Source organism: Paenibacillus nitricinens (assembly GCF_052056485.1).
GTDB lineage: Bacteria > Bacillota > Bacilli > Paenibacillales > Paenibacillaceae > Paenibacillus_AQ > Paenibacillus_AQ nitricinens.
This window is the reverse complement of the sequence record NZ_CP183948.1, coordinates 3,487,368-3,513,070: the sequence shown is the minus strand read 5'-3', so window position 1 is coordinate 3,513,070 and position 25,703 is coordinate 3,487,368. Positions and strand designations below refer to the sequence as shown.

General features: G+C 43.2%; 19 protein-coding genes. 2 read left to right on the top strand and 17 right to left on the bottom strand.

Annotated elements, in window-relative coordinates; genetic code table 11:
- Window positions 1-163: 163 nt before the first annotated feature.
- From ACN6KS_RS15455 to ACN6KS_RS15410, 10 genes are all read right to left on the bottom strand, one after another.
- Window positions 164-1,372: a GDSL-type esterase/lipase family protein gene (locus ACN6KS_RS15455; RefSeq protein WP_440959980.1), complete on the bottom strand. Its 1,209-nt coding sequence runs from the start codon at window positions 1,370-1,372 to the stop codon at window positions 164-166.
- A gap of 17 nt (window positions 1,373-1,389) precedes the next feature.
- The gene (locus ACN6KS_RS15450) at window positions 1,390-3,621 is read right to left on the bottom strand and encodes an FAD-dependent oxidoreductase (RefSeq protein WP_440959979.1); all 2,232 of its coding nucleotides are present in this window, start codon (window positions 3,619-3,621) and stop codon (window positions 1,390-1,392) included.
- An 87-nt stretch (window positions 3,622-3,708) separates the two neighbouring features.
- Window positions 3,709-5,331 carry a response regulator gene (locus ACN6KS_RS15445; RefSeq protein ID WP_440959978.1) on the bottom strand — a complete coding sequence of 541 codons (1,623 nt, stop codon included), beginning with the start codon at window positions 5,329-5,331 and terminating at the stop codon, window positions 3,709-3,711.
- Window positions 5,328-7,067 carry a sensor histidine kinase gene (locus ACN6KS_RS15440; protein ID WP_094874410.1) on the bottom strand — a complete coding sequence of 580 codons (1,740 nt, stop codon included), beginning with the start codon at window positions 7,065-7,067 and terminating at the stop codon, window positions 5,328-5,330. The genes ACN6KS_RS15445 and ACN6KS_RS15440 overlap by 4 nt, the downstream gene beginning before the upstream one ends.
- Window positions 7,068-7,355: 288 nt before the next feature.
- Entirely contained in the window at window positions 7,356-8,942 is a 1,587-nt protein-coding gene (locus ACN6KS_RS15435) for an extracellular solute-binding protein (RefSeq protein ID WP_280786266.1), read from the bottom strand.
- A gap of 66 nt (window positions 8,943-9,008) precedes the next feature.
- On the bottom strand, window positions 9,009-9,878 hold the full coding sequence (locus ACN6KS_RS15430; RefSeq protein ID WP_094874417.1) for a carbohydrate ABC transporter permease: 870 nt from the start codon (window positions 9,876-9,878) through the stop codon (window positions 9,009-9,011).
- 13 nt (window positions 9,879-9,891) lie between these two features.
- Entirely contained in the window at window positions 9,892-10,839 is a 948-nt protein-coding gene (locus ACN6KS_RS15425; protein WP_094874416.1) for an ABC transporter permease, read from the bottom strand.
- Between the two features lie 291 nt (window positions 10,840-11,130).
- Window positions 11,131-11,352 carry a hypothetical protein gene (locus ACN6KS_RS15420; protein ID WP_440959977.1) on the bottom strand — a complete coding sequence of 74 codons (222 nt, stop codon included), beginning with the start codon at window positions 11,350-11,352 and terminating at the stop codon, window positions 11,131-11,133.
- Window positions 11,353-11,370: 18 nt separating this feature from the next.
- Window positions 11,371-11,952, bottom strand: coding sequence for a TetR/AcrR family transcriptional regulator (locus ACN6KS_RS15415; protein ID WP_341134850.1), 582 nt, complete (start codon window positions 11,950-11,952; stop codon window positions 11,371-11,373).
- 91 nt (window positions 11,953-12,043) lie between these two features.
- Window positions 12,044-13,054, bottom strand: a complete 1,011-nt coding sequence (locus ACN6KS_RS15410; protein ID WP_440959976.1) for a fumarylacetoacetate hydrolase family protein — start codon at window positions 13,052-13,054, stop codon at window positions 12,044-12,046.
- Between the two features lie 163 nt (window positions 13,055-13,217).
- Here ACN6KS_RS15410 and ACN6KS_RS15405 point away from each other — a divergent pair, with 163 nt between their 5' ends.
- A complete protein-coding gene (locus tag ACN6KS_RS15405) occupies window positions 13,218-14,240 on the top strand; it encodes an MBL fold metallo-hydrolase (RefSeq protein WP_440959975.1) in 1,023 nt (340 codons plus the stop codon).
- A gap of 306 nt (window positions 14,241-14,546) precedes the next feature.
- On the opposite strand, the gene cydC is transcribed toward ACN6KS_RS15405, so the two are convergent.
- The 6 genes from cydC to ACN6KS_RS15375 all read right to left on the bottom strand — a co-directional run bounded on the left by cydC (window position 14,547) and on the right by ACN6KS_RS15375 (window position 23,785).
- Entirely contained in the window at window positions 14,547-16,277 is a 1,731-nt protein-coding gene (gene cydC / locus ACN6KS_RS15400; protein WP_094868947.1) for a thiol reductant ABC exporter subunit CydC, read from the bottom strand.
- Entirely contained in the window at window positions 16,274-18,061 is a 1,788-nt protein-coding gene (gene cydD / locus ACN6KS_RS15395; RefSeq protein ID WP_440959974.1) for a thiol reductant ABC exporter subunit CydD, read from the bottom strand. Before cydD ends, cydC begins: the two co-directional genes overlap by 4 nt.
- 68 nt (window positions 18,062-18,129) lie before the next feature.
- Entirely contained in the window at window positions 18,130-19,146 is a 1,017-nt protein-coding gene (locus ACN6KS_RS15390; protein WP_094868949.1) for a cytochrome d ubiquinol oxidase subunit II, read from the bottom strand.
- Window positions 19,143-20,510 carry a cytochrome ubiquinol oxidase subunit I gene (locus ACN6KS_RS15385; RefSeq protein WP_440959973.1) on the bottom strand — a complete coding sequence of 456 codons (1,368 nt, stop codon included), beginning with the start codon at window positions 20,508-20,510 and terminating at the stop codon, window positions 19,143-19,145. Before ACN6KS_RS15385 ends, ACN6KS_RS15390 begins: the two co-directional genes overlap by 4 nt.
- Window positions 20,511-21,046: 536 nt before the next feature.
- Entirely contained in the window at window positions 21,047-21,898 is an 852-nt protein-coding gene (locus tag ACN6KS_RS15380) for a GNAT family N-acetyltransferase (RefSeq protein WP_440959972.1), read from the bottom strand.
- A gap of 39 nt (window positions 21,899-21,937) precedes the next feature.
- On the bottom strand, window positions 21,938-23,785 hold the full coding sequence (locus ACN6KS_RS15375; RefSeq protein WP_440959971.1) for a hypothetical protein: 1,848 nt from the start codon (window positions 23,783-23,785) through the stop codon (window positions 21,938-21,940).
- Window positions 23,786-23,865: 80 nt separating this feature from the next.
- Here ACN6KS_RS15375 and ACN6KS_RS15370 point away from each other — a divergent pair, with 80 nt between their 5' ends.
- Window positions 23,866-24,501, top strand: coding sequence for a TetR/AcrR family transcriptional regulator (locus tag ACN6KS_RS15370; RefSeq protein ID WP_179283793.1), 636 nt, complete (start codon window positions 23,866-23,868; stop codon window positions 24,499-24,501).
- Window positions 24,502-24,597: 96 nt separating this feature from the next.
- Here the strand turns inward: ACN6KS_RS15370 and ACN6KS_RS15365 are convergent, their stop codons facing one another.
- On the bottom strand, window positions 24,598-25,584 hold the full coding sequence (locus ACN6KS_RS15365) for an alpha/beta fold hydrolase (RefSeq protein ID WP_094868954.1): 987 nt from the start codon (window positions 25,582-25,584) through the stop codon (window positions 24,598-24,600).
- Window positions 25,585-25,703 lie beyond the last annotated feature (119 nt).

Below are 25,703 nucleotides of genomic sequence, written 5' to 3'. Positions count from 1 at the left end.
CCTCTCGTTTTTATCATAGCATGTCACATCACTGTGAAATTTCTTTGATTTCAAGAATTTCTTATAAGATTTTAAGCAAAAAAGAAACCTATATCATAACTGACCGCTCAACTGCAGTCAGTTATGATATAGGTTTACCAATTGTACAATGCCTAATGATTAATTATAATGGCGGCTGCACCAATAACAACTTCCCAAGCTGAATCACCGTTTGATCATACCAATCTGGATGCTGCCTAACGTGCTCCCTGCTTCGTTCATTGCCGCATGCCTCAAACACGGCCGCTTTGTCTGTTTTCTCGGTATCGATTTCAAAGCGAACTGTATGTTTTCCATTCGGGAGCTCCGGTAAGAATACATACTGATTTCGATTATGATCGTTGTGTAGTGTGAATCGATCAACAAGAAAGGGTTCCCCACCATCCACTGACACCTTCAATCTGCCAGAATCAGGCCCCCCGATATCGAATAACCCGATATGGGTTCCCTCGAACTGCACTGTGATAGCCTCTCCAGGATCGACTGCTCGCCATAGACCGGGGAACAACCAATTGTACTCACGCACCAAAGCAAAATCATCGGGCGTCATGTATGACCATCCTGCGGAAAAAGTAGTAAGACTATCCAGTGACAGCAGGGTTGCATACTCCCAAGGATTAGCTGGAACTAACGGATTCTGAGGGAAGTGATGTACTAACCTTCCCAAATGATCTTGAAGTTCTCTAATTTTCTCAAATGACCGGGTGATCGTATCCGTATAGATCTGGTGTCCTTCGGGAATAGTCGGATGGATCGAATCATGCGTAAAAACAACGGCTCCGGAAATGGACACGTCTTCCCTTGAGGTAAAAACGAGTTTTCCCTCCGACACCAAGTGACTGACCGCTACACCCAGATGAATTGAAGGAATACCGTAATAGTCGGCCACTTCCTCTTGCATCAGAGCCCCCTTCTGGTATTCCCCAGACTGAAATAAGGCCACATCCCGCTCCTTCAGCGTATAAACGAATAAGATATCGGTAAACCGGCTCCGTTTGCGGATCTGTCGGACAATCCCTTCGATCCGCGCCTTGGATTCGGGATCTCCGCCATCGTTACCGACAAATTCAACAAATACTAGATCAGGCCGATGACGCAGTACATCTGTCTCCAAACGGGCACAGCCCAAATCCGATCCTGTCCCATTAATGCCTGCATTCACAGAGCGGATCTCCGCCTTAGGATATTTTTCACGAAGCCAATCCGCCGTCATGACCCTGTAGCCTTCAGAACGGGTATTACTACCGCCGAAATAGACGATTGTTACGGTATCCCCATTTTCCAATTTCTGAATTATATTGGGGAGTCCTTTACGAGGGAATAATTCCTTCATCGCGACCTCACCTGACCTCATTTATCAAATTTAGGAGCAAACCATTTTACAGCAAACACTTCAAAATAAGACGAACCATAAGTTGCACAGAAATCGAAGCGGATTCGGGTTACATCTTTCGCTTTCACCTTATGTTTATTCAGCGTGAGATAATTTCCACGAGTTATGATTGTCCTATCGGTTCCGTCTTCTAAGGTCAAGGTCATATCATAGTCTTGAATAAGGGACTCGATCGGGTCGTTGAAATGCTCCAAATCCAACTGTGAATTGAAGACGAGATGGATTTCGTCTACGTTTTTGGGGCTTGAAAAACAGAATTCCAACCATTCCTGTTCTTCCGTACGTTCAGAAATCCAGCCGTTCGGTAGACCATAAGGTCTGGAGAAGCCGTTGACGACATTCTCGGGATTATACATATTCTGGGTTGGCAATAGCTCCTTAAAGCAAATGCTCTTATTGAATTTCTTCAGCCTAGAAGGTTCTTCCGGTCTATAATAGAAGCTAACCGCTCCTGTCAATTTCTCTTCATTGACGTAGACGGCAAGGCTTGCCGTACCTTCCAATACGATGTAGATTTTATCGTCAGCCGGTCTCTTGCAGCCCAAGTTAAGCGTAATCCAGTCGTCATGACCGGCTGCAATAACCAAGCGGTAGTCTTTTAACTCGCTGGTCGGAATATAATTTTCTTTCCGTTCCCCGCCAAACAGCTTCACCTGCAAAGTTTCCGAATGCTCGGACCTGTTTTTAATTTTGATGCGTACACTTTCCGCCAAGGATGTCTGTATCGGCAAGACTAAACATAACCCTTTCTCCAAGGAAATCTCTTCGGTTGGATGAACATTGTCATAGCTGCGCTGAGACGAGGCACGAATAGTTAATCCATTAGCAAAATAAGGATTCAATTCCTCTTGAAGCCCTACAATCGTTTGCCCGTCTCGAAGCAACAGCTCTTGCAGTTCTCCCATATGAGCTTCGACTATCGTTGCGGGGTCCACCTCATATTTCAAACATAACGAAGCAGCTGTTCCAACCGCCTGACCCATACAACCACAGGTTGCCATTACCCTCGTAGATCCAAATGCCACATGGGTAGCACTTATATTGCGGCCAGCGAACATTAGATTAGGAATATTTCGTGAATATAAACTGCGGAAAGGGATATTGTACAAGCCAGGCACGAAATTCCATGCTGTAGCCGGCCCCTCATCATAGATGCCTTTAGCAGCATGTATATCCATATACCATCCCCCGACGGATACGGCATCTTCGAAATGCGGCTTTGCTGTAAGATCGTTCTGTGACAACATGTGATCCCCAATGAACCGCCTCGACTCCCGTTTTCCCGGGATTGGGCATACATAATCCAAGATGAGATTGTCCACATCATCAAATTCGCCGCTATTTTTGATATAATCCCAAATTCCGTACACCAATTTCCGCAGTTCCAATGCGATGTCTTCATTATTCTTGATAATATCCAAATGTCCGCCGTATTCCAGCCACCACAATCCGCCAAGCCCGTTGATTTTTCTAGGGAAAGACCGATGGTTTAAGCCTTTTCTGATACTATCAAAAAAGGCCAACTTCGTAATATCATATGCAAAGCCTGGTCTTTTGTATGGAACGGAATATTCTACGTCACGGGCTTGAAACAGGATCGTATCGCCCATGGTGAAATGGTCCGCCACTTCAGGAGCCAATTCTTCCTTATATTCATGCTTCGCTTCTCTCCCCCAGCGGAAGAGAGCACCTGCTTGATATCCGACAACTCCATCCCCGGAGCAATCGATGTAGGTTCGGCTTTCGAAACGGAATTTTCTTTCGGAAGCCAATTGAAGGCCCTCCACCCATTTAATTCTGCCGTTCGCCATGCCCGTTTCATGCACGCATGTATTCAGAAATAGAGAAATGTTAGGTTCAGCATAAACCATATCCAACAAGACCGTATCCGAAAGCGAAAGCATCAGCTTCTTGTTGTATAACGGATTATAGTGAAAAATCTTCAACTTGAGTTCTTCCACCAATCCGCCCTCGCGTGCATAATAGGATGGACTGTTTCCAAGATATGCTGACCCGTTGATATGAACTCTGACCTCGCTGCTCGCATTTCCCCCAAGAACCGGCCGATCATTAATAAGTGAAACCTGCAGCCCTTGGCGTGCGGCAGCAATGGCAGCGCATATCCCAGCAATACCTCCGCCTACGACGGTTACATCTGCTTTAATAAGCTCCATTTTGATAACCTCCATGATTAGATCCTTCTATCATGGTAAGCTTTTTGATGCCTTTTTTTTTACATGATTTCACGAGAAATTTATACATTTTTTGCAACCTTATTAGGATTCATACCGTGTCATTTTTATCCGGTATTGCTTAGGCGTATCACCCGTATATTCTTTAAATAATTTGCAAAAATAACCTTCATTCACAATTCCTACTTCCTCGCACAATTCCAATAAAGAATAATCCTGAACATTTAACAGCTCGAGAGCTAAGTGGATTTTTTTGCGGTTGATGTAGCTGATAACGCCCTCGTTCATTGTTTTTTTGAATAAGCTGCTAAAATACGATGGAGCTAAATTCACTTCCTCGGCAATCGCCTCCAGCGTTAATCTCTGTTTCAGGTTTTTCTCTATAAATCGCATAGCACTCATGATTTCTATACGATGTAAAAGTTGGCCAGCGTGTACATATTCGAATGTGAAGTCGCCAATATAGGCAAGCTGCTCCCGAAATGTCATGAATTTTATAGGAAACTCTGATACATCCGTGGTCAACGATTTCCCCGATTTAAATTTCGCAGTAATGTCTCTGTACAAGTCTTGAAGCATAGGTGCCATGATAGACTTATGAATTTTATAATTCGTCACAAATTGATTTAAATCAGAGAGTTCTTCCTCCAGCTCTTCCTTGGAAACTTTCCTTTGTACCCATGTGAGAAAATCAGCCAATTTCAGCTGAAAGGCCTCCTTTTTGTCATTACGGTATTGGAACCGATGCATGGGGGTTTTGACTACTTTCTCTTCATGATAATAGAAATCCTCACTCACGTTATTAGCTTCCATGTAAGCTTGTTTGATGGATTCCCAGCCTCGGTGCGGACCTCCAAAAGCGACGGATACCCTTTGATTCAGATATTGATGTAAATGGGAGACGATCTGACTGCCCAATGAATGGCAAGCATATTCCGTGTCCATATCACTGCGATTATTTTCCCAGGAAAGAAAGCCAATAAAACGATTATCGGATAGATCTACAGCTACACCCCTGCCACCATTCACCACAGTTTCTTCGATTATATTCGTAATCGCATATTTCAAAATGTGTTGATCTGACGCTGAATAATCGTTCCGGAAACTTTCATACAGATTCATTTCAACAATGAAGCAGCAATAGTTGGCTTGAAAGAAATGGAATTGCATGCGATTGGCAAAATCCGATGCCCGATGAGAAGGGATTTCGCCTCTGATAAGCTCGTTAAAAAATTGCTTGCGGACTCTATATTTATTTTCAAGCACGGATACGTTTAACGATTGAATTTCCGCTTCTTTTTTCTTAACCTCATTTAAAATCCCGGCTGCCTTATCTAAAGCGCGAACTAAATCCGCTTCCCTGAGCGGAACCTTAACAATGTACTCCAATACGTTGGCTTGAATAGCTCTCTGGGCGTATTCAAAAGATGAATAAGCGGTCAAAAGAATGTATTGGGTATGGGGAAGCTTTGGTTTTAGCTGCTCAATCATGGAAATTCCATCCATCCGCGGCATAACAATATCAGATATCACGATATCCGGTTTAAGCTTTACGATCTCCTCTATCCCTTTCAGCCCATTATTCGCTTTTCCCACTAAATGAAATCGCTTATCTCTATGGGAGAGCTCGTTAAAAAACAATTCCAATCTCTGAATGATTAGATCTTCATCGTCAACAATGAAGCAGGTGTAGTCTCTCACCATCATGCATCTCCTTTAAATGAGCCTGCTGGGAATAAGGCTTGAACACGGGTTGTTTCCTTAGGTATGCTTATGATTTGGAGCCCGAACTGTTCACCATAGTGAAGTCTTATTCGGTCATGAATATTATTTAACCCGATTCTTTTCCTTTTCACTTCCACATCACTCGGTTCTGAAATCAAAACATGCTTTATTTTATCAGTTGGAATTCCCTCGCCTTGATCCACTACTTCTATGATGACGTTGCTGCCCTCCCTGTACGCATGAATAGTAATAGGGCCTTCGATCCCCCCTCCGTTATAACCATGGAAGATACTATTCTCCACAAGGGGCTGCAGCAGCATTCTAAAAACTGGGAAATCTATTAAATCTGCTTCGATATTTTCAATCAAGTGAAAGTTCCTGTTATAGCGGATGTTCTGGATCGCGATATAGTCCGATACATTTTGCAATTCCTGACGCAGTGATACCTTCTCCGAAGCATCAGCTATCCCATATTCCAATATTGAAATGAGAGACTCGATCACCACATCTACTTTCTCTATTTGTCCGAGTCGTATGACATTACTTATAGAACCAAGCGTGTTATACAGAAAATGAGGGTTTATTTGAGACTGAAGCACTTGGATTTCCAGCTTCCGCTCAAGTTCATTATGTAGCTCTGCTCCCCGTATCAGTTCCACAATTTGCTGCAGCATACGATCGAATGCTCGGGAGAGATCTCCAAACTCATCGTTTCGGTTAATCGATATTGTAGTTGTGAGGAGGCCTTGCTCCACCCGCTTCATTTTTGTTTTGAGCGCATAGAGAGGGGTCCTTATATATTTGGCAATAAAAAAGGAAATGAACAGACTTAAGAGAAGGCCAGCAGCTAGAAGCCCGATATAATAGGTTTCTAATCTGGACAAAGCAGCTTTCAAGCGGGATTCATCGTTGATCGAGATGAGGGTCCAGTTGAATTTCTCAGTCGGTTTTTTCAGAAGGGAGACCGCAATGCCATCCTTGGTATGCAGTTGAAGGCTTGTTTCTGTAGTCTCCAGAATTTGTTTCGCTGACGTTTCACCGATTGAAAAAGTATGATCTTGAATATTTAAGGGTCCTTTATTTTCCGGAAATCCGGCAATGATTTTTCCTGATGCGGTGATTAGAGCCAAATCCATTTGTTCTTTTTTATTAATCTTGAACAAGGTCTCTTCAATGGCATTTAGATCCAAATCTACCGCAATGGCCATAGGAAACGGAGCACTGTTCAGATATCGAACCATCGTAACGGTCCAGCCGGAATATTTAGATTTGTAAGGATCACTGACAAATGTAGTCCTTCTGTTCTTGTCAGCCGCATCAAACAAAGGTTCTCTTTCAGCTAAAGGTTCATCGAATATTCGGGTAGGTGTACTCCCGCCTAGAATGGATAAATCGCTTTTGATCAAATAAATATTACTGACGTAATTACTGTTGAGTTCATACAGCTCTCTTAATTGCTTTTTAATCACTTCTGTATTCTCAATGTTGGCTTTCACCGATGTTTCGACCGAGAACAGGATCGTCTGGAAGGAGGAAAAATTAACTGTGAAATACTGATCTACCTTGTCAAGGATTTGGTTGGTGTAATAAATGTCAGTGGTTCTTATTTCCTTTTGGACATAGTGATAAGACAATTGGCTTATCAAGATTATGCAGCTTAATACAAATGCAAACACGATAAAAAATAACTTTAAAGGCAAGCTGATTCTTCTTCGCATCGATCATCTTCCTTTTAAATCTGTTTTAAACAAATAATAGCATATGATAAGAAGAAACGCCTTCGGCGTCCTTTTTAAGGACGATAAGCGTTTCTTCGAAAAATAGAAGGATAAAGTATAAAGTAAAACTTATACTTTCTTATATTTCAATAAAGAGAGGGGCTATTTATAGCCACTCTCTTTGTTTAAAAGATAAGAATTTATATGCTTCGCGCATAATTGTTCCTTATCTTTCTCGCTGAAACGGTACCGTCCTTTAAAAGGACGGCGAAGCCGTTTCTACTTGATTTACTTGATTAAGCCCGCTTCTTTAAATTGCTTGATTACTGTGTCCTTATATTTCTGCATATCAAACTTGGTCTCCAACGTATTGAGGAAATTGTCCCAGTTAGAAAGAGGATCTTTGCCGGTCATAAATTTTACCAGACTTTCATTAATGAAACGTTGGCGGTCAGCTGCCAATGTATCGTTCGGGTCTTCGGTCAATAAATTCCCGGGTAAAGTAGGCGCTACGTATTTCTGATTGTTCTTAAAAGCTTCTGCCGTCTTAGGATTCTGGAAGCTGAAGTATTCAGCATCATCACCGCGACGCGGCATTCTATAATGATCAACCCATAGGTACTTTTCTTTCATTTCCTTTGATAATTCGGAGGTTTTATTCTTAATCTTGCCGTCCACTACATCCCAATGAATACCTTTGATTCCGTATGCAAAATTCGGATATGCTTCTTCGTCTGTAAAGAGATAATTCAGCATGGACAAGATCCGAATGATTTTATCCTTATCCGCTTTCTTGGATATGGCCCATGAATTGCCTTGGAACGATTTTCTCTCTACAATTTGATCACCATAAGGACCTATCATAGGAGGAATGACGATCCATTCCGGCACTTCTCCACTGATTTCTTTCATTTTCTGCTGATAATCTGGTTCCAGCCTGCGGGCATCTCTTATCATGAAGCCAACTTTACCCTTAAATAACTTTTGGTCCAACAAATCGGGAGTATTCATCGTCACCCAGTCTGGATCTACAACTTTAGCTTCCATCATTTTATTGATATAAGCGAGTGCTTCTTTCATTTTTGGGTCGGTAAACAGGAACACCGGTTTATTGTCTTTCACATCAATGGCTGAGGGAGGATTGACGCCAAACATCCACATCAAACTATCAAAGCCGTAGGTTTGCAGATTGCCTTCTTTATTCATGCCGCCTATGAATCCGTAAGTATCGTTTTTGCCATTACCATCCGGGTCTTTCTCTGTAAAGGCTTTCATAACTTCGAATAACTCGTCAGGTGTCGTGGGCACTTCCATATTCAGTTTTTTCAGCCAATCATTGCGAATGAAGAAGCTTCGACTGATTCCGTTTACATTATCATAACCTGGAACTCCAATGGTTTTTCCTTGATAGGACATCGCCTCCCAGGAGTCGTTGCTAAAACGTTTCTGCAATTCAGGAAATTGATCCAGATACGGTGTCAAATCCGCAAGAACGCCTTGGTCATAATATTGCGCGAGATCAGCCCGGCTCTTCAAGAAAATCAAATCTGGAATATCTCCTCCAGCTATGAGCGTATTTAATTTAGTCGTTGCTTGCCCGGATTGAGGAATCATCATTTCCAAGTCGATATTCACTGCTTTTTCTAACATTTGGCGTTGGATATCTTCTTCACGAGGAGGAATCGGAGCAGCAGCGTTGAAAGTGCCTTGGTTAAACATCGAGATTTTCAATTTGGTTTCAGACTTATTTGGCTCGCCTTGCGAATTACTCGAAGCTGTCGATTTAACCTCTTTTTTGTCCCCGCATCCTGACAATACCGTTCCCACACCGACCATTGCTGTCAGAATAGCCAATGTAATCGCTTTACGTTGCATAATGACCTCTCCTTTGCTTCTATATTATCACGGTTTCCCCGTAACAACTCAGGTTGGAATAGCTTTTTAACCTTTAACCGATCCCAAGAGTACACCTTTGGTAAAATGCTTTTGCATAAATGGGTAAACGATCAAAATCGGAACTGTAGTCACGACAACTGCTGCCATTTGTATAGCGAACGTACTAACAGCTCCGGTATTGGCAAGCGAATCAGCACTTTGTGTTGCGACGTTAAGCAGGATGTTGCGCAAGATCACTTGAAGCGGCATTAAGTTGGAATCATTGATATAAACAATAGCATCAAAATAACTGTTCCAATGCCCGACTGCGTAAAATAAGGAAATTGTGGAAAGGACGGGCAAGGACAGGGGTAAAATGATCCGCCATAACGACTGAAGCTCACTTGCACCGTCTACCCTCGCTGATTCCTCGATTTCAGCAGGCAATTGCTCAAAAAAGCCTTTAATGATCACCAGATTAAATGCACTAATGAGCTGTGGAATAATCAATACCCACGGACTGTTTAGCAATCCCAGAGAGCGGACTAGTAAATAAGTCGGAATTAATCCTCCCCCAAACATCATGGTAAAGACAATGAATAGTAAAAATGGGCTTCGACCCGGCAAATATTTTTTGGATAACGGATATGCCGCTATTACCGTAAAGAACACATTGAGAGCAGTGCCTACTATCGTTCGAAACAATGTAATTTTATACGCCTGACCGATACCATGAGAAATGAATACTTCTTTGTAGGCTAGAAAGGTAAAGGTTTCTGGTATAATAACAATTCCTCTTCTTAACACTTCCGATTCTGGCGTCACTGAAACAGCAACCACATATAGAAAGGGTAGTAAGCAAAGCAGCGCTAGCAAAATAAGAATAAAATAAACGACTGCTTGCCAGACTTTCTCTCCGATTGTCAAATTGATCATATTGATAACCACCTCACCAAATTTGCCCATCGAATTTTTTGGCGAGCTTATTCGCTGCCAACACTAAAACAAATCCGATGACCGCTTTAAACAATCCCACAGCAGTAGCCAAGCCAATCCTAAGTCGCTCGAGCCCTTCACGGTATACCCATGTGTCGATAATGTCGATCTTCTCTTGATTAAAGCTGTTGGCAAACATAAATATTTGGTCAAAACCAGCATCCAGAATATGGCTTAATTTAAGGATCAGCATCAGAATCATCACGCCTCGAATGCCGGGAAGTGTTACATGCCAAAGCTGTCTCCACTTGGAAGCGCCATCAATTCTTGCCGCTTCATATAAGCTTGGATCGATTCCTGCTAATGCTGCAAGGTACAATATAGCTCCCCAACCAATATCCTTCCATATTTCAGATAAGATGATCAGCAGTCTGCCCCAGGCAGGTTCCGTTAGAAATGAGATGGGCTCAACACCAATTTCCTTGAAAATCATATTAAAAAGACCATCCCCTGGGGCTAATAATGCCACCATCATTCCATAAACAATGACCCATGATAGAAAGTGGGGTAAATAAGTGATCGTTTGTACGATTTTCTTAAACCATTGGGTATAAACCTCATTGAGCAGCAAAGCAAGTATGATAGGAGCTGAGAAACCGAACAATAGCTTATAAAGGGATATGATAATCGTATTTCTCATGATGTCCCAGAAATAAACGCCGTTCATAAAATCTGTGAAATTTCTAAATCCCACCCATGGACTATCCCATAGTCCCAATGCTAGGTTATAGTTTTTAAAAGCAATAATGATTCCCGCCATAGGAATGTATTTGAATACGGCAAAGTAAACTAATGCCGGGAACAAGAGAGCGTACATCACTTTATACTTTTTTATCGTTCTTATCCATGAATTCCGCTTTTTGGTGAGGGGAATGGCGTCCGCTGCCAATTTTGCTTGCATATCATCACCTCGTCTTTATTTATATTTGTATAATAGCATCCCACTACCCGGATAAATTTCTGTGATTTCAAGAATTTCTTATAAGATATTAAGTAAGTACAACCTTGGAAAATCCCCATCCAATAGGCATGATTGTCTTGCATTAAAGTTCGTACAATAAAACTGACCCGAAAGTTTAAGTATAGACCAAACACAATCCTGAGGTCCCAAACAAAAAAAGCCCTAGAAAAAATTGGGCTTAATTGAGTCATGTTTTTTATATAATGCATCCACGTATTTTATTTTCCATTACTAAAAACTACAATATGAGCAAAAAGGCGTCCTCCAGCGTGAGAGGGTTACCTTTTGCTTCTCCAATGTTCCATCTGCAACGATTGTTCCATGCTTAATAATCACCACATCATCAACTGTTGCTGTTGCTGTTGCTGTTGCTGCAAGCTCTTCCATTAGATGAATGGATAGAAACACCGTGTTTCCAGACTCAGCCCGTTGACTTAAGTTTTGACTTCTCATTAAATAATTTAATAATGCTTATGACTGAGCCAAAATTCCTTTAACAAACAATGAGACACTATGCTTGTAGAACTCTTCCTCGGTGACAAATTGGGATTGATATTGCCGGTGAATCAGCTCGCTCATCTGAAATCCGTAGCACATCGAGAGAAAAGACATTGCGACAAGACGCTCATTCTGTCTGGCTATAACTTTTTTCTTCTGCAAGCGTTCAAAATATTCAACCAGCAAGGAGTGAAGCTTCGCCGGCGGATCGGCCAGCACTCTGTCTAATTCGGGAAGCATTCCTTTGTCGCGGATGCCAATTAAAATGATGTCCGCATTTTTATGGAAAAATAAACGGTACTGCTGACTTACATTCAGCAGATCGACTTCCGGGTTATCGGTCGCTTCCTCTTTTAACAGCTTCTCAAACTGCGGGATATCCGAATGTCTTTCAATGATGGCTTCCAATATGCCTTGCTTGCTTCCAAATTGCCGGAAAATCGTAGATTCATTAACTTTAGCTTCCATTGCAATGGCTTTGGTGCTTACTCCCCGATAGCCATTCTTTTTGATGAGACGTGTCGCGGCTTCAATAATTCTGTCTGAAGTTTGCATTGTACTTCTCCTTTAACATATGTTAAACCCATTCTACTACAAGTATTGCACATGCAGCAGGATCGGGGTCATCATTTTCATAAATGTTTATTTAAAGCAAATCGCTTCTTTTTTCCCAGCGGCTTGGTTCCGTAATCTTGATATGATCGGGCACCAATTGCGTGAGCGTACCTAATTTATCAAATGTAATCTGGATTCGGTCAGAGGGCAACAACCATTGTTCGGTCTCGATTGCACAGCAATCCGGTATCGTCCCCATTCCAATAATCGTGCCCGGGAGCGGCGTGAAAACTTTGAGAACCTCCTCCATCACTTTTGCAGGGTGTGCAGAATACTCAGATGTGCTACCCTTCCAGTGCAGTCTTTCCCCGATGTATACATCCACATCCAGTCCCATCGGATTTTCGATTTCATCCGGCGTAACCAGAAATGGTCCTATTCCTTTGCTGTGATCAAAATCTTTGCAGCGCGTCGGTCCGGTCAGCGCCAGGAAATCCGGCCATTGCACATCGCGGACAGTACTGTCGTTAAAAATAACATAACCTGCAATGCAGTTCTCCATTCCTGTAACAAAGGCCAGCTCTGGCTCGATATCCAGGTAGGAAGAGTACGAAGGCCAATGAATCGTATCCCCATCGCCAATTAATGCATTATGGTTACATTTGTAATAACTGAAAGTTACTTTATTCGAATCTTGCTGGAATTTTTCAGCAATTTTTTGTTTGAGCTCTTCTCTTTCTGGCCCTGTATATTCTCTTTGCAGCAGATTTACGCCAGCATTTCTCAGATGTCTTGGCGTCAGCCCGAAGTCGATAAGGGCAGCCGGATTCGGAACTGGCGGCAGCAGTTTTACCGCTACAATCGGGCAGAATTCATTTTCATTGAATTGATGCGACTGTTCGACAGCATATTGCATCAATTCCTTAGCGGCATCAAAACTTGCCGGCAAATAATGAAGATAGCGGTCCATACTTTCAAGACTGTCAACGAATGTTCCCTGCTTTTTCATGATTGCGGCAAAAGACACGACAAATTTCTCGTTAATTACAAGCCCAAACAAAGGTTCCTGGGATGTCTTGGTTCGAAAGGTTACTAGCTTCATGTTGCTCGCCTCCATCTAGTGTGATGTTGTTCTGTTACTATCTTATCGAATGGAAAACAGAAATGCATGCAAGTACTTGCTTGCATTTCTGTTTTCCATTCTCTATAATAAAGCCATAGTCAGTATGCCTTACCCCAAAAACATACGAAAAAGGAGAATTTTCATGAAGTATGGACGTATTATCCAAAAACCTCGTGTTAAATTTATTGAAGTCGCAGATGGCGTCTTTGCCGGTATTTCGCCGTATCGCGGGATTAGTTGGGCCAATGCCGGCTTCATCAATAAGGGTGAAGGACTGGTGTATGACACGTTCTTCGATTTGTTCCATGCGCGGGAAATGCAGGAGACTTTTATGGAAGTAAGCAACGGCGGCTCTCCCGCTTATGTGGTGAACTCGCACTATAACAGTGACCATGCTTGGGGAAACAAAGCGTTTGAAGATGCTTGTATTATTATGCACAAGGAAGCCTCCAGAGAGCGTCTCACCGAAAATATCGCCTGGATGGACAGCGTCATCAGAAGAGGAAAGGATTCTACGGAATCGACTCCGGGTGAGCGGTTTTTTGCAGCGGAATTTGAAGGATTCGACCTGGAGGGCGTAGAATGGGTACTCCCGAAAATTGAGATAAAGGACGATATCAACATCCGTCTTGGCGATACGGAAGTTATGATTTACAATGTAGCTCCAGCCCACTCTGACAGTGACTTGCTGTTGTGGATGCCAAAAGAAAAAGTGCTGTTCGCCGGCGATGTCGTGTTTAACGGTTGTACGGCATACAGCGAAGAGGGAACCCTCAATTGGGTTAAAGTGCTTGATCGCATTATTGATGAAATTAAACCCGAAATCGTTGTTCCAGGACATGGCGCCATTTGCGGCTTGGACTTCGTGAGGGAGCAGAGAGATTACCTCCTGAACCTGATCAGCGAGTTCAACAAGCATTACAATGATGAAATTGATTCCTTGTCCCTGACCAAGCAAATGGATATTTCCCGCTTCCTTCATTGGATTCAGCCAGAACGCTTATATGTTACAGTGGATATCTTATTGAAAAGCAAACGAGGGTTACCCCCCCTTCCAATTTGGAACGAGGTGCCTGCTAAGCTGGAAGACATGAAAGCTTTTTTGGCTGAAAAATATGACAATCAGATCAAGCCATGGGACCCTATGAGTGTTTGGCAAGAATAGCAATTTAAAGCTAGCCTACGAAAAACAAAAGAACGGCCCTGTCGCAAACGATGCGAACAGCGGCCGTTCTTTTGAATTGTTCCACGGAATTAAAATCGGTGCTTAGAAACGATTATGATAAAAAATGGAGAAGGACTTATGACTTACTAGTAGCACTCTCCTAAAAGGATATAAGAAAAATTTGTTGTTAAGTGTATTATTGTGCTATCGTGTCGTTTAGCATACTACGTATCATGCCAAAAGGGGAATCCTCCTTTAAGTAATCTAGTTAAAGGAGCTGGAGTTTGGGGAGTTGAGGTCACTAAATCAACATACGTCAACTTCTCCGATCATTTGCTGTTCGATTTTTTTCATTTCATAAAAATAGCCTTTTTGCTCCATCAACTCCGAATAGGAACCCGTTTCGACTACCTTACCTTGGTCCATGACCACAATTCGGTCCATCTCTTCCAATCCGGTAAGCCGATGACAAATCAGGAGAAGCGTGTCATTAGCTGCTTGTGCGAAGAGATGCTTCAAAACCTGTTGCTCTGTCACATAATCCAGCGATGAAGTTGGTTCGTCCAGAAGCCATACGCGTCCTTTGCGGAGCATCGCTCGCGCCAGAGCCAGTCGCTGCTTCTCGCCGTCTGAGAGATTCTCCCCTTTTTCATACACACTATCGGTCAACGATGTATTGGGCAGCTGCACTTTAGCCAGCACATCAGACAATTGTTCGTCCGTATGTTCTTCTCCATTCAGCAGCAGATTGTCCCGAATCGTGCCCCTGAAGAAATGGCTTTGCTGCAACACCACATTAGCCGTCTGCCAAATGCTCGACTCATCCAGTTCCTTTACCGAAATGTCGTTTAAACGGATATCGCCAGCCGTTGGTGTTCGCAGCTTGAGCAGTAATTCGATAATCGTTGATTTTCCTGACCCACTCGGCCCGACAATCGCCGTTTTGGAGCCCGGTAAAATGTGCAGAGAGATATCCCTGAGTGCCGGTCTCCACTCCCCTTCATATTGAAACGTAACATCGGATAGTTCCATCGTAACAGCATGATTAACAGACATTGTGCCACTTGGCTGCGAGAACTGCTCATCAAAGGTCTGAACTGTTTCCGTCAGTCGGTTGGCTGCGTGTTCGCTATCCTCTTTATACGCGGGTAATGTGGCCATAGCTGTCGCTTCTTCAAATACGGTTTGTGATGCCATGACCAGCATGGCAAGAAATACGCCTGCAAGTGCACCTTCCATAATTAAATAGGCGCCAAGCGTCAGCACTCCCCAGGAAACGAGAAACGTAACAAAAGTGTGCATCGATTGCCCGCGCAGCAAGTGCCCGGAAGCTCGTTGCTGTTCAGCTGCCAATACAGCGGAAGCATGCTGAAGATGCTCCTCCCGCTGTGCCAATTGACCGTATACTTTCAAATCCCGGAAACCGTACAACACTTCGGTAACTTCCGTGGACAGCTGCGCCCTCTGCTCACGAACGCGTCCATGTATTCTCCGCTGCCCGAGTAACACAATTCCCGGTACAACGAATGCCGTTATCAGCATACCTAGTACAAATAAAACGGCAATCCAGATCGAAAAGGTAGAAGTAAACAGCACCGTAGCCAAAAATACCATGACGACCATGATCGGAGGATAAGCGACTCGCAAAAAATAATTTTGCAAACTTTCCACATCCCCAACGATCCGCGCAAGCAGATCCCCGCTTCGATTTTTGTTCAATATACCAGGCGTTAAAGGAATAAGCTTGGCAAAAAAGGATGTACGTAAACGGCTAAGCATGGAGAATGTCGCTCGGTGAGAATACAAGCGTTCTCCATAACGACTCGCCGCCCGAAGCAGACCGAGCAGTTTGACCATCGAGGTGAGTACAATCAAAGTATAAAGCGGCGGCGCAAACACTGTTTGCGAGATCAGATACCCGCTCGCGGAAAAGAGTGCCACTCCGGCAATTCCGGCGATAAATCCACACAAAATCGAAAGAACGATATCCTTGCGCTCCTGAAACATCGCCTTTGATAGAACAGCCAGCTCATTCATGATGATACCCTCCCTTTCCGCTCTATATTAACCATCTCGGCATACTCGGGCAGGCGCTTCATGAGCTCGTCATGTCGTCCGGAGTCCACCAATACTCCATTGTCCATAAACAAAATCTTGTCGGCTTGTTGAATCGTATATAATCGGTGAGCCACCGTAATCATCGTAGCCGTTTTTGCCAGTTTGGCAATGGAGCGTTGCAGTACCTGCTCGGTATGCAAATCCAGCCCAACTGTAGGTTCGTCAAACAGAATGACAGCAGGTCGCTTCAAAAAAGCGCGTGCCAAGGCAAGCCGTTGCTTCTCCCCGCCAGACAGTCCCCGGCCTCCTTCACCCACAAAGGTATCCAATCCATGCTCCAATTGGCCTGTAAGCGCAGTAAGGCCAGCTTCCTCTCCCGCCCGCTCCATTTCAGCTCTGGAGATGTTTCCGCCAGCACCAATCGCAATATTTTCAGAAAATGTGCCTGCAAAAATATACGGATGCTGCGTAATGTAGCTAACATGTTCGAACCATACGGCCTCATCGTATTGCGAAAGTGGGCTTCCATTTACCAGAAGCGTTCCAGATTCTGGTTTCAGCAAACCGGCAATAAGATGAAGCAAAGTCGTTTTGCCGGAACCGCTTTTGCCAACGATGGCGATGTGTTCTCCTGGACTAAGCTGGATCAGACCCGTCTTAAGCTCGAATGAATCTGGAGCATACTGAAACCGTAGATGGTCAATTTCTATGGATGGCGGCATTGAAAGGTTGTCATTGTCGATCTCGTCGATTTCATTGGATGTTCCTACCTCTTCATTGCCATTCGCCTCCCTGCTCACCCCTGCCGTCTCCACAAGCATCTGTTCCACCTTACGAACCGCTCCCATACTTGTTCGGCCGCTGTGAAAGGCTGTTCCTGTATTTTTTAACAGGTTGTAAAATTCGGGAACGAGCAACAAAACAAGAAAGGCGGTGTGGAAGGTCATAGATTTGAAAACGAGCAACTGGATGGCCAGTTCGAGAGCGACAATGCCGATGCTTAACATCACGATCGATTCCAGCATGAAGGTATTCGTAAATGCAATCTTCAAAATTCCCATCGTAGCATCCCGATAACCCAGACTGCTGCGTTCAATCTCCTGCTGCTGACGGTTAGCCCGTCCAAATATTTTCAACGTCACCAGCCCTTGAAGAGAATCCAGAAATGTCCCTGAAAACTCAGCCAGTTGCGCATATTTTTCTTCGGATTTGTTCTTTGTTTTCAGCCCTACCAAAATCATGAACAGCGGGATAAACGGAGCTGTAAACAAGAGAATGAAACCTGTGTTGGCATGTTGAGTAAATGTAACGACCAAAATCAGAATCGGGATGATAGCTGCTTCCATCATACGTGGCATGTACTGACTGAAATAACTGTCAGCCTCATCCACAGCATCCAGAGCAATGCTGACCTTCCCTCCCGTCTGCCCACTAAGAGTTTCGGGCATGGAAGCATGGGTCAAGTTTTGCAATACGGCTGCGCGCATATTTGTTTTGGCAGTGGCAGCCATTTGCAAGCCGACTTTACCGTTTCCATACGACAACAGTGTGCGTACAGCCATAACTGCCAGAAGTATGCCGAGTAACAGGATAACCGATGAGAACGAAGCCCTCTCCACAAAAATCCGCTGGACTGCTTCAGCAAGCAATCCAGCCTGACTCACAATAGCTACGCCAAGCGCGAGTGAAATAACCGCGAGGAGGGCCATATTTTTCCTTTGTAAAGACATTTGTTGAGAAATCAGACTGGATTTCCTCTTCACAGATCACACTTCCTTTATATACAGGCTTGTAGAGAAACCTCAAACACGCCGTAATAGATCAATCAGCTTTATTTTTTCCCTTTTACATAATCCGCATCAAACAGGAAGAGTTTGAAGACCAGAATAAGGGATGGGATCAACAGACATAGACCACCGATAAACACAATAACTAACGCTAAGCCCATTGCTGGCGAAGTTGCACTGCTCTGAATCGTGATGAACGGATCAAGAATATAAGGGTATTGCCCAATTCCATATGCGAAAAAAGCACAGAAAAATTGTAACATGATGCATATAAAAGCTAATCCGTAACGGCGTCCGTTATATAACAGCCACATCGCGATCATGAAGAAAGCAACGGAAAGTCCCAGCAGCCACCATAAATCCATCATATTTTGAAAATGCCGCTCATTGTGTTGACCCAAATAAATAAATGCTGTCAGTGCAAGAATTATTGTCGGTGTACTCCAAAACAGGGCGTAGTTACGCATCAGCTTCAACGCAGAATGATCCTCTGCCCGAGATGCGTAAAATGTCAGAAAGGAGCCGCTTATGAACAAAACGGACACGATTGCCAGTCCAACGATGCTCCACGATAACGGATTGGTAAACAGCTCCCAGTAATCCAGAGAAACCGTCTCCCCCTGCTTCACGATAAAGCCGCCTTCAGATAAGGTTAGCGCCACTGACAACGAAGCCGGAATAAGTAAACCTGTAGCTCCGTATAAAAAAAGATACACAATGTTTTTCTTGGAGCCGTAATTTTCAAATGCATAGAACGAACCGCGAATCGCAAGAAGAATTACTGCAATGGTTCCCGGAACAAGCAACGCTGAGCCATAATAATAGGCTGTGTCTGGAAAAAATCCGACAATGCCAATGTAGAAAAAGATAAAAAATACATTTGTGATCTCCCAAACGGGTGATAAATAACGGGAAATCAGACGATTAATCAAATGATCCTGCTTCGTCAAACGTGCATAAAAGGCGAAGAAGCCCGCTCCGAAATCAATAGAAGCTATAATTAAATAGCCGTACAAGAACAGCCAGAGCACCGAGATGCCAATCAATTCGTAACTCATCATGCAGTGCCCCCCTTTTCTGTAGTAGATTGATCAGGATGATCCTTCATATATTTCTCCAGCTCAACTTCTGCCGGATTATTGTTGAACAAGCGTCTTAGCACGATTACACACATACTGCCGAGTACGATGTACAGGAGCAATAAGCCGAAGAAAATAATTCTTACATTCGGAGAAGTCGTGGCTGCTTCCTCTACACGCATATATCCACGGATAATCCAAGGCTGGCGCCCAACTTCTGCATAAAACCAGCCCAGCTCAACAGCCAGAAAAGCGAGCGGCGCGATCAGTGCGAGGATACTTAGCATCCACTTGTTAAGCGCATTACGTTTTTTCCAGAACACAAACAGGAAATACAGGACCGCTATCGCGAGTAAGGCAAATCCAATTCCGGCCATTAAATCAAACAGGTAATGAACGAGAAGCGGCGGCCATTCATCTTTGGGGAATTCCTCCAGTCCCGTTACCTCTGCGTTAAAGTCTCCAAAGGCCAGGAAGCTGAGCACCTTCGGCAGATGAAGAGCCCCTAGAACTTCATGCTCTGCATTCAGCCATCCCATTAGAACCAAATCCACACCGCTACCCGTCTCAAAATGCCATTCAGCCGCTGCAAGCTTCTCCGGCTGATGTTCGGCCAAAAACTTGGCGGACACATCTCCAGCTAATGTGTTTAGCAAGCTGAACAGCAAAACAACCGCCATCATGAGATTTAAGGATTTTTTGTGGTATGCGGATACCCCTTTTCTCAGCATTGCAAAGGCTGCAATTCCGGCTAATAGGGCAGCTCCTGTTAAATAGGCCGAGCTTAATACATGGAACACCTTGGAGAACGTCGCTGTATTCAGCATCGCTTGCACTGGGTCAATCGCTGTGAATTGGCCTGCTTCCATGACAAAGCCTCCAGGCTGGTTCATGAATCCGTTCACCGTCGTAATAAAAACGGCAGACATCCCTGCACCGGCGACAATCGGAATCGTCAGCAGCCAATGGATATACGGATTTTTGAACCGATCCCACGTATACAAATAAATGCCTAGGAAGATGGCTTCAAAAAAGAAAGCGAACACTTCCATGAATAACGGAAGTGCAATAACATTCCCCGCCAGTTTCATAAAATTCGGCCATACCAGGGCCAGTTGTAGTGAAATCGCTGTACCGGTCACGACACCAACCGCTACAGAAATGACAAATCCTCGAGACCATCTTTTTGCCATAAGGGTATAATGGGGGTCCTTCTTTCGGATTCCTATGAACTCTGCTATAGCGATCATTAGCGGTATACCGACGCCAATCGTCGCAAAAATAACGTGGAACCCAAGAGTCAAGCCTGTAACCAGCCTGCTCCATAGCACCGTATCAATTTCCATTCTTTACTGCTCCCTTCAAACTCTGTTCATTTTTCGTCATTTGATGCTTATGATTAGGCCAGCTAACTGTAGGCTGCATTCAATATCAGATTAAACAAGGCTCAGAGACATCGTTGCCTGTTCGTTTTAGTATGACGTTCCTCGTTGTTTGCTATGTAAAAAGAGAAAAATTTCACAAAGCAAGAGATGGCGAGACCTATTTACCTGATACTGAAGCAATCCGATTAATATAGTGGCCTAATGATTAAAATTATCATATCTTAAATTTTTAGTAATTCAATCACTGAGACCTCTTCATCTCTAAACGTTCAAGAAAGGGACAAATCTTTTTAACAACTCGGTGAATAACACAAAAAGCATCCGAAGGAGCTATTGATTCATTAGCTTATATGTGATGCTACAAGTATTCTCGTATTTCGATGTTAGAGAAACACGATATTTTCTCATTCCAATCCTTTATATATACCCTTTTTTGGCAACAAAAAAACACTGACTCAACTCATCAGTGTTTTTGAATTAAGCGAATATCATCTTCGTTATGACAAATCTTTTTTCATCTCATATTGCTCTATAAATACGTCAAGACCAACTTCTTTAAGGAAACGTATAGAATTTATATCTCTTTTGTCTACATTATTGACGGTGATGAGTGCATGTCTCTCTCCAATCCAATGAAATAAGGAACGTCCCAATCCCTGATTTCTTTTTTCTCGCAAAACGCCGAACTGTAGAACAGCTCCATTGGCTGATTTTATTATCGCGTATCCACAAATCTTGTTGTCTTCCATTATGGTGACCACATCGTACAGATGCGGGTTTCGTAAAATTGCCTCAGCGGATTGTTCCCAAGAAGGTTCGAAATTCCAATAAGCATGTACCGATGTCCAATCGAATTCTTCCAGTCGAACCATAGAAATGAATGTACGTCTATGATCGGCCGGAAGGTTTACATTAATACGACCCTTGAAGCAAACTAATTCTCTATGGATTTGAAATCCTAAAGCACTATACGCTTTTATAGCTTTAACATTGGTTTGGATCACTTCAAGCAAACATTTTTGAATATTAGCTTCTTTGAGGATGGGAAAAGCATGACGATAAATTTGTGCGACCAGCCGTTTTCCTCTATATAAAGGAACGACTCCGGTACCGGTATTAAAGGCAGTTCTTTCGCCGTTACGCTCACCGATGCCATGCATAACAAATGCAACTTGCTTATCTTGATCAAAAGCACCGAATGACATCTGATAATTAACACCCGCACCTGCAAATTTATCAGCTAAATTCTGCTCAGAAACTTGAAATGGAATGACATAATCGGAGAAGGCTTCGTTAAAGCAAGTTGTAAACTCTTGTAATTTAATATCCTCAACATTTTTGATTAACATATAGTTCTTTCTCCTTTTCTTCTAACACTATTACCACCATCATTTCGTACGACCATAGAAGAAAGAATACCCATCTGACTTCCCAAGCTTAGTCGTCTGCGTTGCGTCCACTAGCTTGACCGCTTTCAGCAACGATACAATTTGCGTATGCATAAGCTTTGCATCAAATTTGTCCATCTCTCTGTTTTCACTATCTACGAGCAGATAGTCGGGCATTGGAATGAAGCCAATCACGGGTATCCCTGCTTCAAATAAGGGCTGACTCTCTCCAAACTCAAACTTGTTATGTCCACGTAATAATACAGTCCGTGTGCCGTCTGTCTTTTCAATAGCCTTCAGCCAAATGGCTGCCATCATTTCATTGCCCGCATAGGTATATTCTGTACTTATTTGTCCAGTTGGACCATATTTACCTGTATCATCGTCCTTCCACTCCATGCTGCCTAAATGCTCAACCGTAATTCCAGCTACAGCTTTCATATGGCCGTTCGCGCCATCCCAGAGCTCACGACGCCCCTCCATCCAAGTGGAAGTCGCCTGAGAGGATCCTTTGAATTCCGGTAATCTAAAATGCCCTGTTACAAAAGCGAAAATCATCGTACGTTCCGGCTGCTCCTGCTGCAAGTAACGAATCATGGACAGCATGCCCACAGCGCCATTCTCTTCCACCACATTAATCCCATCTGTATGGGTATTTACGATAATTGCTTCGTCTTTATTTTTACCGTCAATTTTCACATAAAAGGATTCTGTTGGGGCATTTTTTTGTATTTCCGCTTCTAAAATAACCGTACCTTCTTTGTGCTCATGAGCTGCGCTGATCACCTTTTGCCCTTCCGTTTCATTGACCCAGATCGCAGGGATTCCAGCATAATCGGTGGTAAAAGGTACATACTGCTTTTCTATCTTATCATCGGATACTCCTTTCCAGACTAAAATAACTGCTTTTACACCCATTTCCTTCGCTTGCTCCAATTTAGCTTCTTTTAAAGCCGTAGTGAGCACTAGATCCCCTTCATTTGGGGCAATTCGGCTTTCGATTGGAGATGAATCCCGCATGTTCATTACGATTCCACTAGGAAAATTTTTAAAATTTTCAATTTCAATGACAGCAATTTTTCCGCTAGCCTGATCATAAGCACCACGCTTCGTATATACCAGTTCCCCTGTTACACCTTTTTCGTCAGTTTCCCCGGAATAGGGAAAAGCTGAAGAGACATGAATGGGCTGCTGATCAATCCTTAACGAACTGCTCTTTTCTTCCCATCGGTCAAAAGAATAGCGATCACGATAGACTTGCAGCCCCATATCCGTTACCTGCTGCTCCAGCCATGCAATAAATTGATTGTGACCCTCAGAACCGGTTGTACGGCTTCCAAAAGAATTCATCACTTCAATATCCTTCAGCATCACTGCTGCAGAATCCAATGTACGTTCATCGATCGTCACAGCTGCATCAGTTGCTAATTCCACAGGCGTTGTAATAGGTTTTGCATAGATTCCAATCCCCCAAAATGCAGTAACGGTAAGAACTGCAATGCTGAATAACACTTTTCGAACCACTAGAAACGGAGTGACTCTTCTGCTCACCGTTTGCCCATAGAGTCCTCTCCATGAACCCGCTACGATCAGCAGTAGGATGGAAAGCGCAAGCAGCCAAAATTCTTTTGTTAGTAAGAATAACCCTTCTGCCACCATTGCACTAATAAATACTAACTGTAACTTCTCACGCTTCTTTAATAGTAAAAGGGAGATGCCTAATTCCGCTAACAAAAGGATAATGGTCACTATCGAGATTACCGTTTCTTTACCAATAAATACCGCAGCACAGAGTGCTAGGATCAATAGCAGCACCGCTGACAATCGTCTATATAAGCTCTCTAACATGATGCCCTCCCATTTTATCTAACTCTTATTTTGACATTACATTTGTAATGCCTTATGGTTTTAGCATATTGAAAAGACTCATGAAAAACAATAAAACGAACACTAGAATGTACAAACGGAGGGGAAATGTCATCCCAAATCATGAATTATACAGCCCAAATACCTCTCAGCATCAGTCCAATAAAGAAACCAACCGTTTGACAAGAGAAGCCATTTGCACGGCTTTAGTCTTCTTGATCCAGGAACAGCCTTTTAACAAAATTACCATCACCGATATTGTGAAGCGCGCAGGGGTCTCTCGAACGGCTTATTACAACAACTATTCCTCCAAGCAAGAGATTCTGGTGGATTTGGTCGATTCGCTTATTTTCGAGATTAATCAAAAACTTTTGCCTTACACCAATGAATTAACAGGCAAAGCCAAAGAACCTCAAAAATTTATCAAAGTGCTTTTTGAAGTTATTTATCAGCAGCGTAACATCTACAAAGCACTTCAAAGCGCGAAGTTTGATGATGTGATTCTGGATTGCTTGAATGAAATGATGCTCTCTACTGCTCATGACAAAAGCGATGAGAATGTGTACCGAATTTACTTTAAAGCGGGGGCCCTCTATAACGTTCTTCTCAAATGGATACAATCCGACTTTGCAAAATCCATTGATGAAATGACCAAGATTTGTCTTGAAGTGTACCATACTCCAATGTCTCAGGAATAAAGTTGATAACTACATTGGCTGGGCTGAGTGTACAGACGAAGCGAAAAACAAAGAAACCACGGAGCCAATTTCGGCACCGCGGTTTAATTATCAACTCTACAATTGGATTTGCTTCATGTACTCTTTGAATGCCTCGGCGATTTCTTTGTATTTTGTATGATGCAGGTAATGAGAACCTTCCATCGGGATCATTTTTCCCTGTGCGGATTGTTTGACTTGCTCCTCATGTAGCGGAATCCACTGTTTATTGTGCTCATTATTCGATTGAACGAAGAGAAGCAACGGCAACTCATTTGGCATTGTGAGTTTTTCTCCATTTTTGAAATTGGAACCGAGATGGCTCAATTCATTCATCAGCGTTGGATTGCCACCGACTTGATTCGAAAACAAATGCATCTGTTCTTTGGTATGCTCATCAAATGCGAGCGATTTATACGGATCTCCGCTCACTTTTTGGAACAATCTCATCAAACCTGATTTTTGAAGAAACTGCATGGATTTCAAAGGCAATTTGACATCCATGCCGGGTTGATTGGGAACGCTGCTATCGATGCCGACAAAAGCAAGAACCTCATCCGGGTAGGTGTTCACATAGGTTGCTCCGTAAAGTCCTGCGATCGAATGTCCCATTAGAATGTAACGGTTAATCTCCAGTTGCTGCAGCGCTTCGTGAACCTCACTTACAATATTCTCCGTTGTTCTTTCTTTCTCGGTTTCATCGCTCAATCCATAACCGAAAGGCTCTACCACCACGACCTTATAATTGGGAGAAATTTCATCGATCAGCAATTTGAAATCAAGTGCAGGTGTTGGGGTTCCTTGTCCCGGAAGCAATACAACAGTTTGATCTCCGCTGCCTTGAATGTACACATTCATCTTTTTGCCATCTACATTGACATACTGACCATACGATTCTATTTTCTTTTTCTCGACCCCGTTGCAGATTACATTAACGATAAAAACAATGCCCATAAACAGTACGAGCGCCCCGACAATACCTCCGAATATTTTTAACCACAATTTTCGTCTCTTGTGGTTTTTAGTTCCAGTGGTTTTTATTTCTACTAATTCTGCCACGTTCATCTCTTCCCTTCCTTGTCCTTGTATCTTAAAGCCGCTGTGGCGACTTATTCAAAGTGTAACTAAGCAAGATGTCCTCTTCGTGACGACAATATGAACGGAATATGAACAAGCCAAAAAAA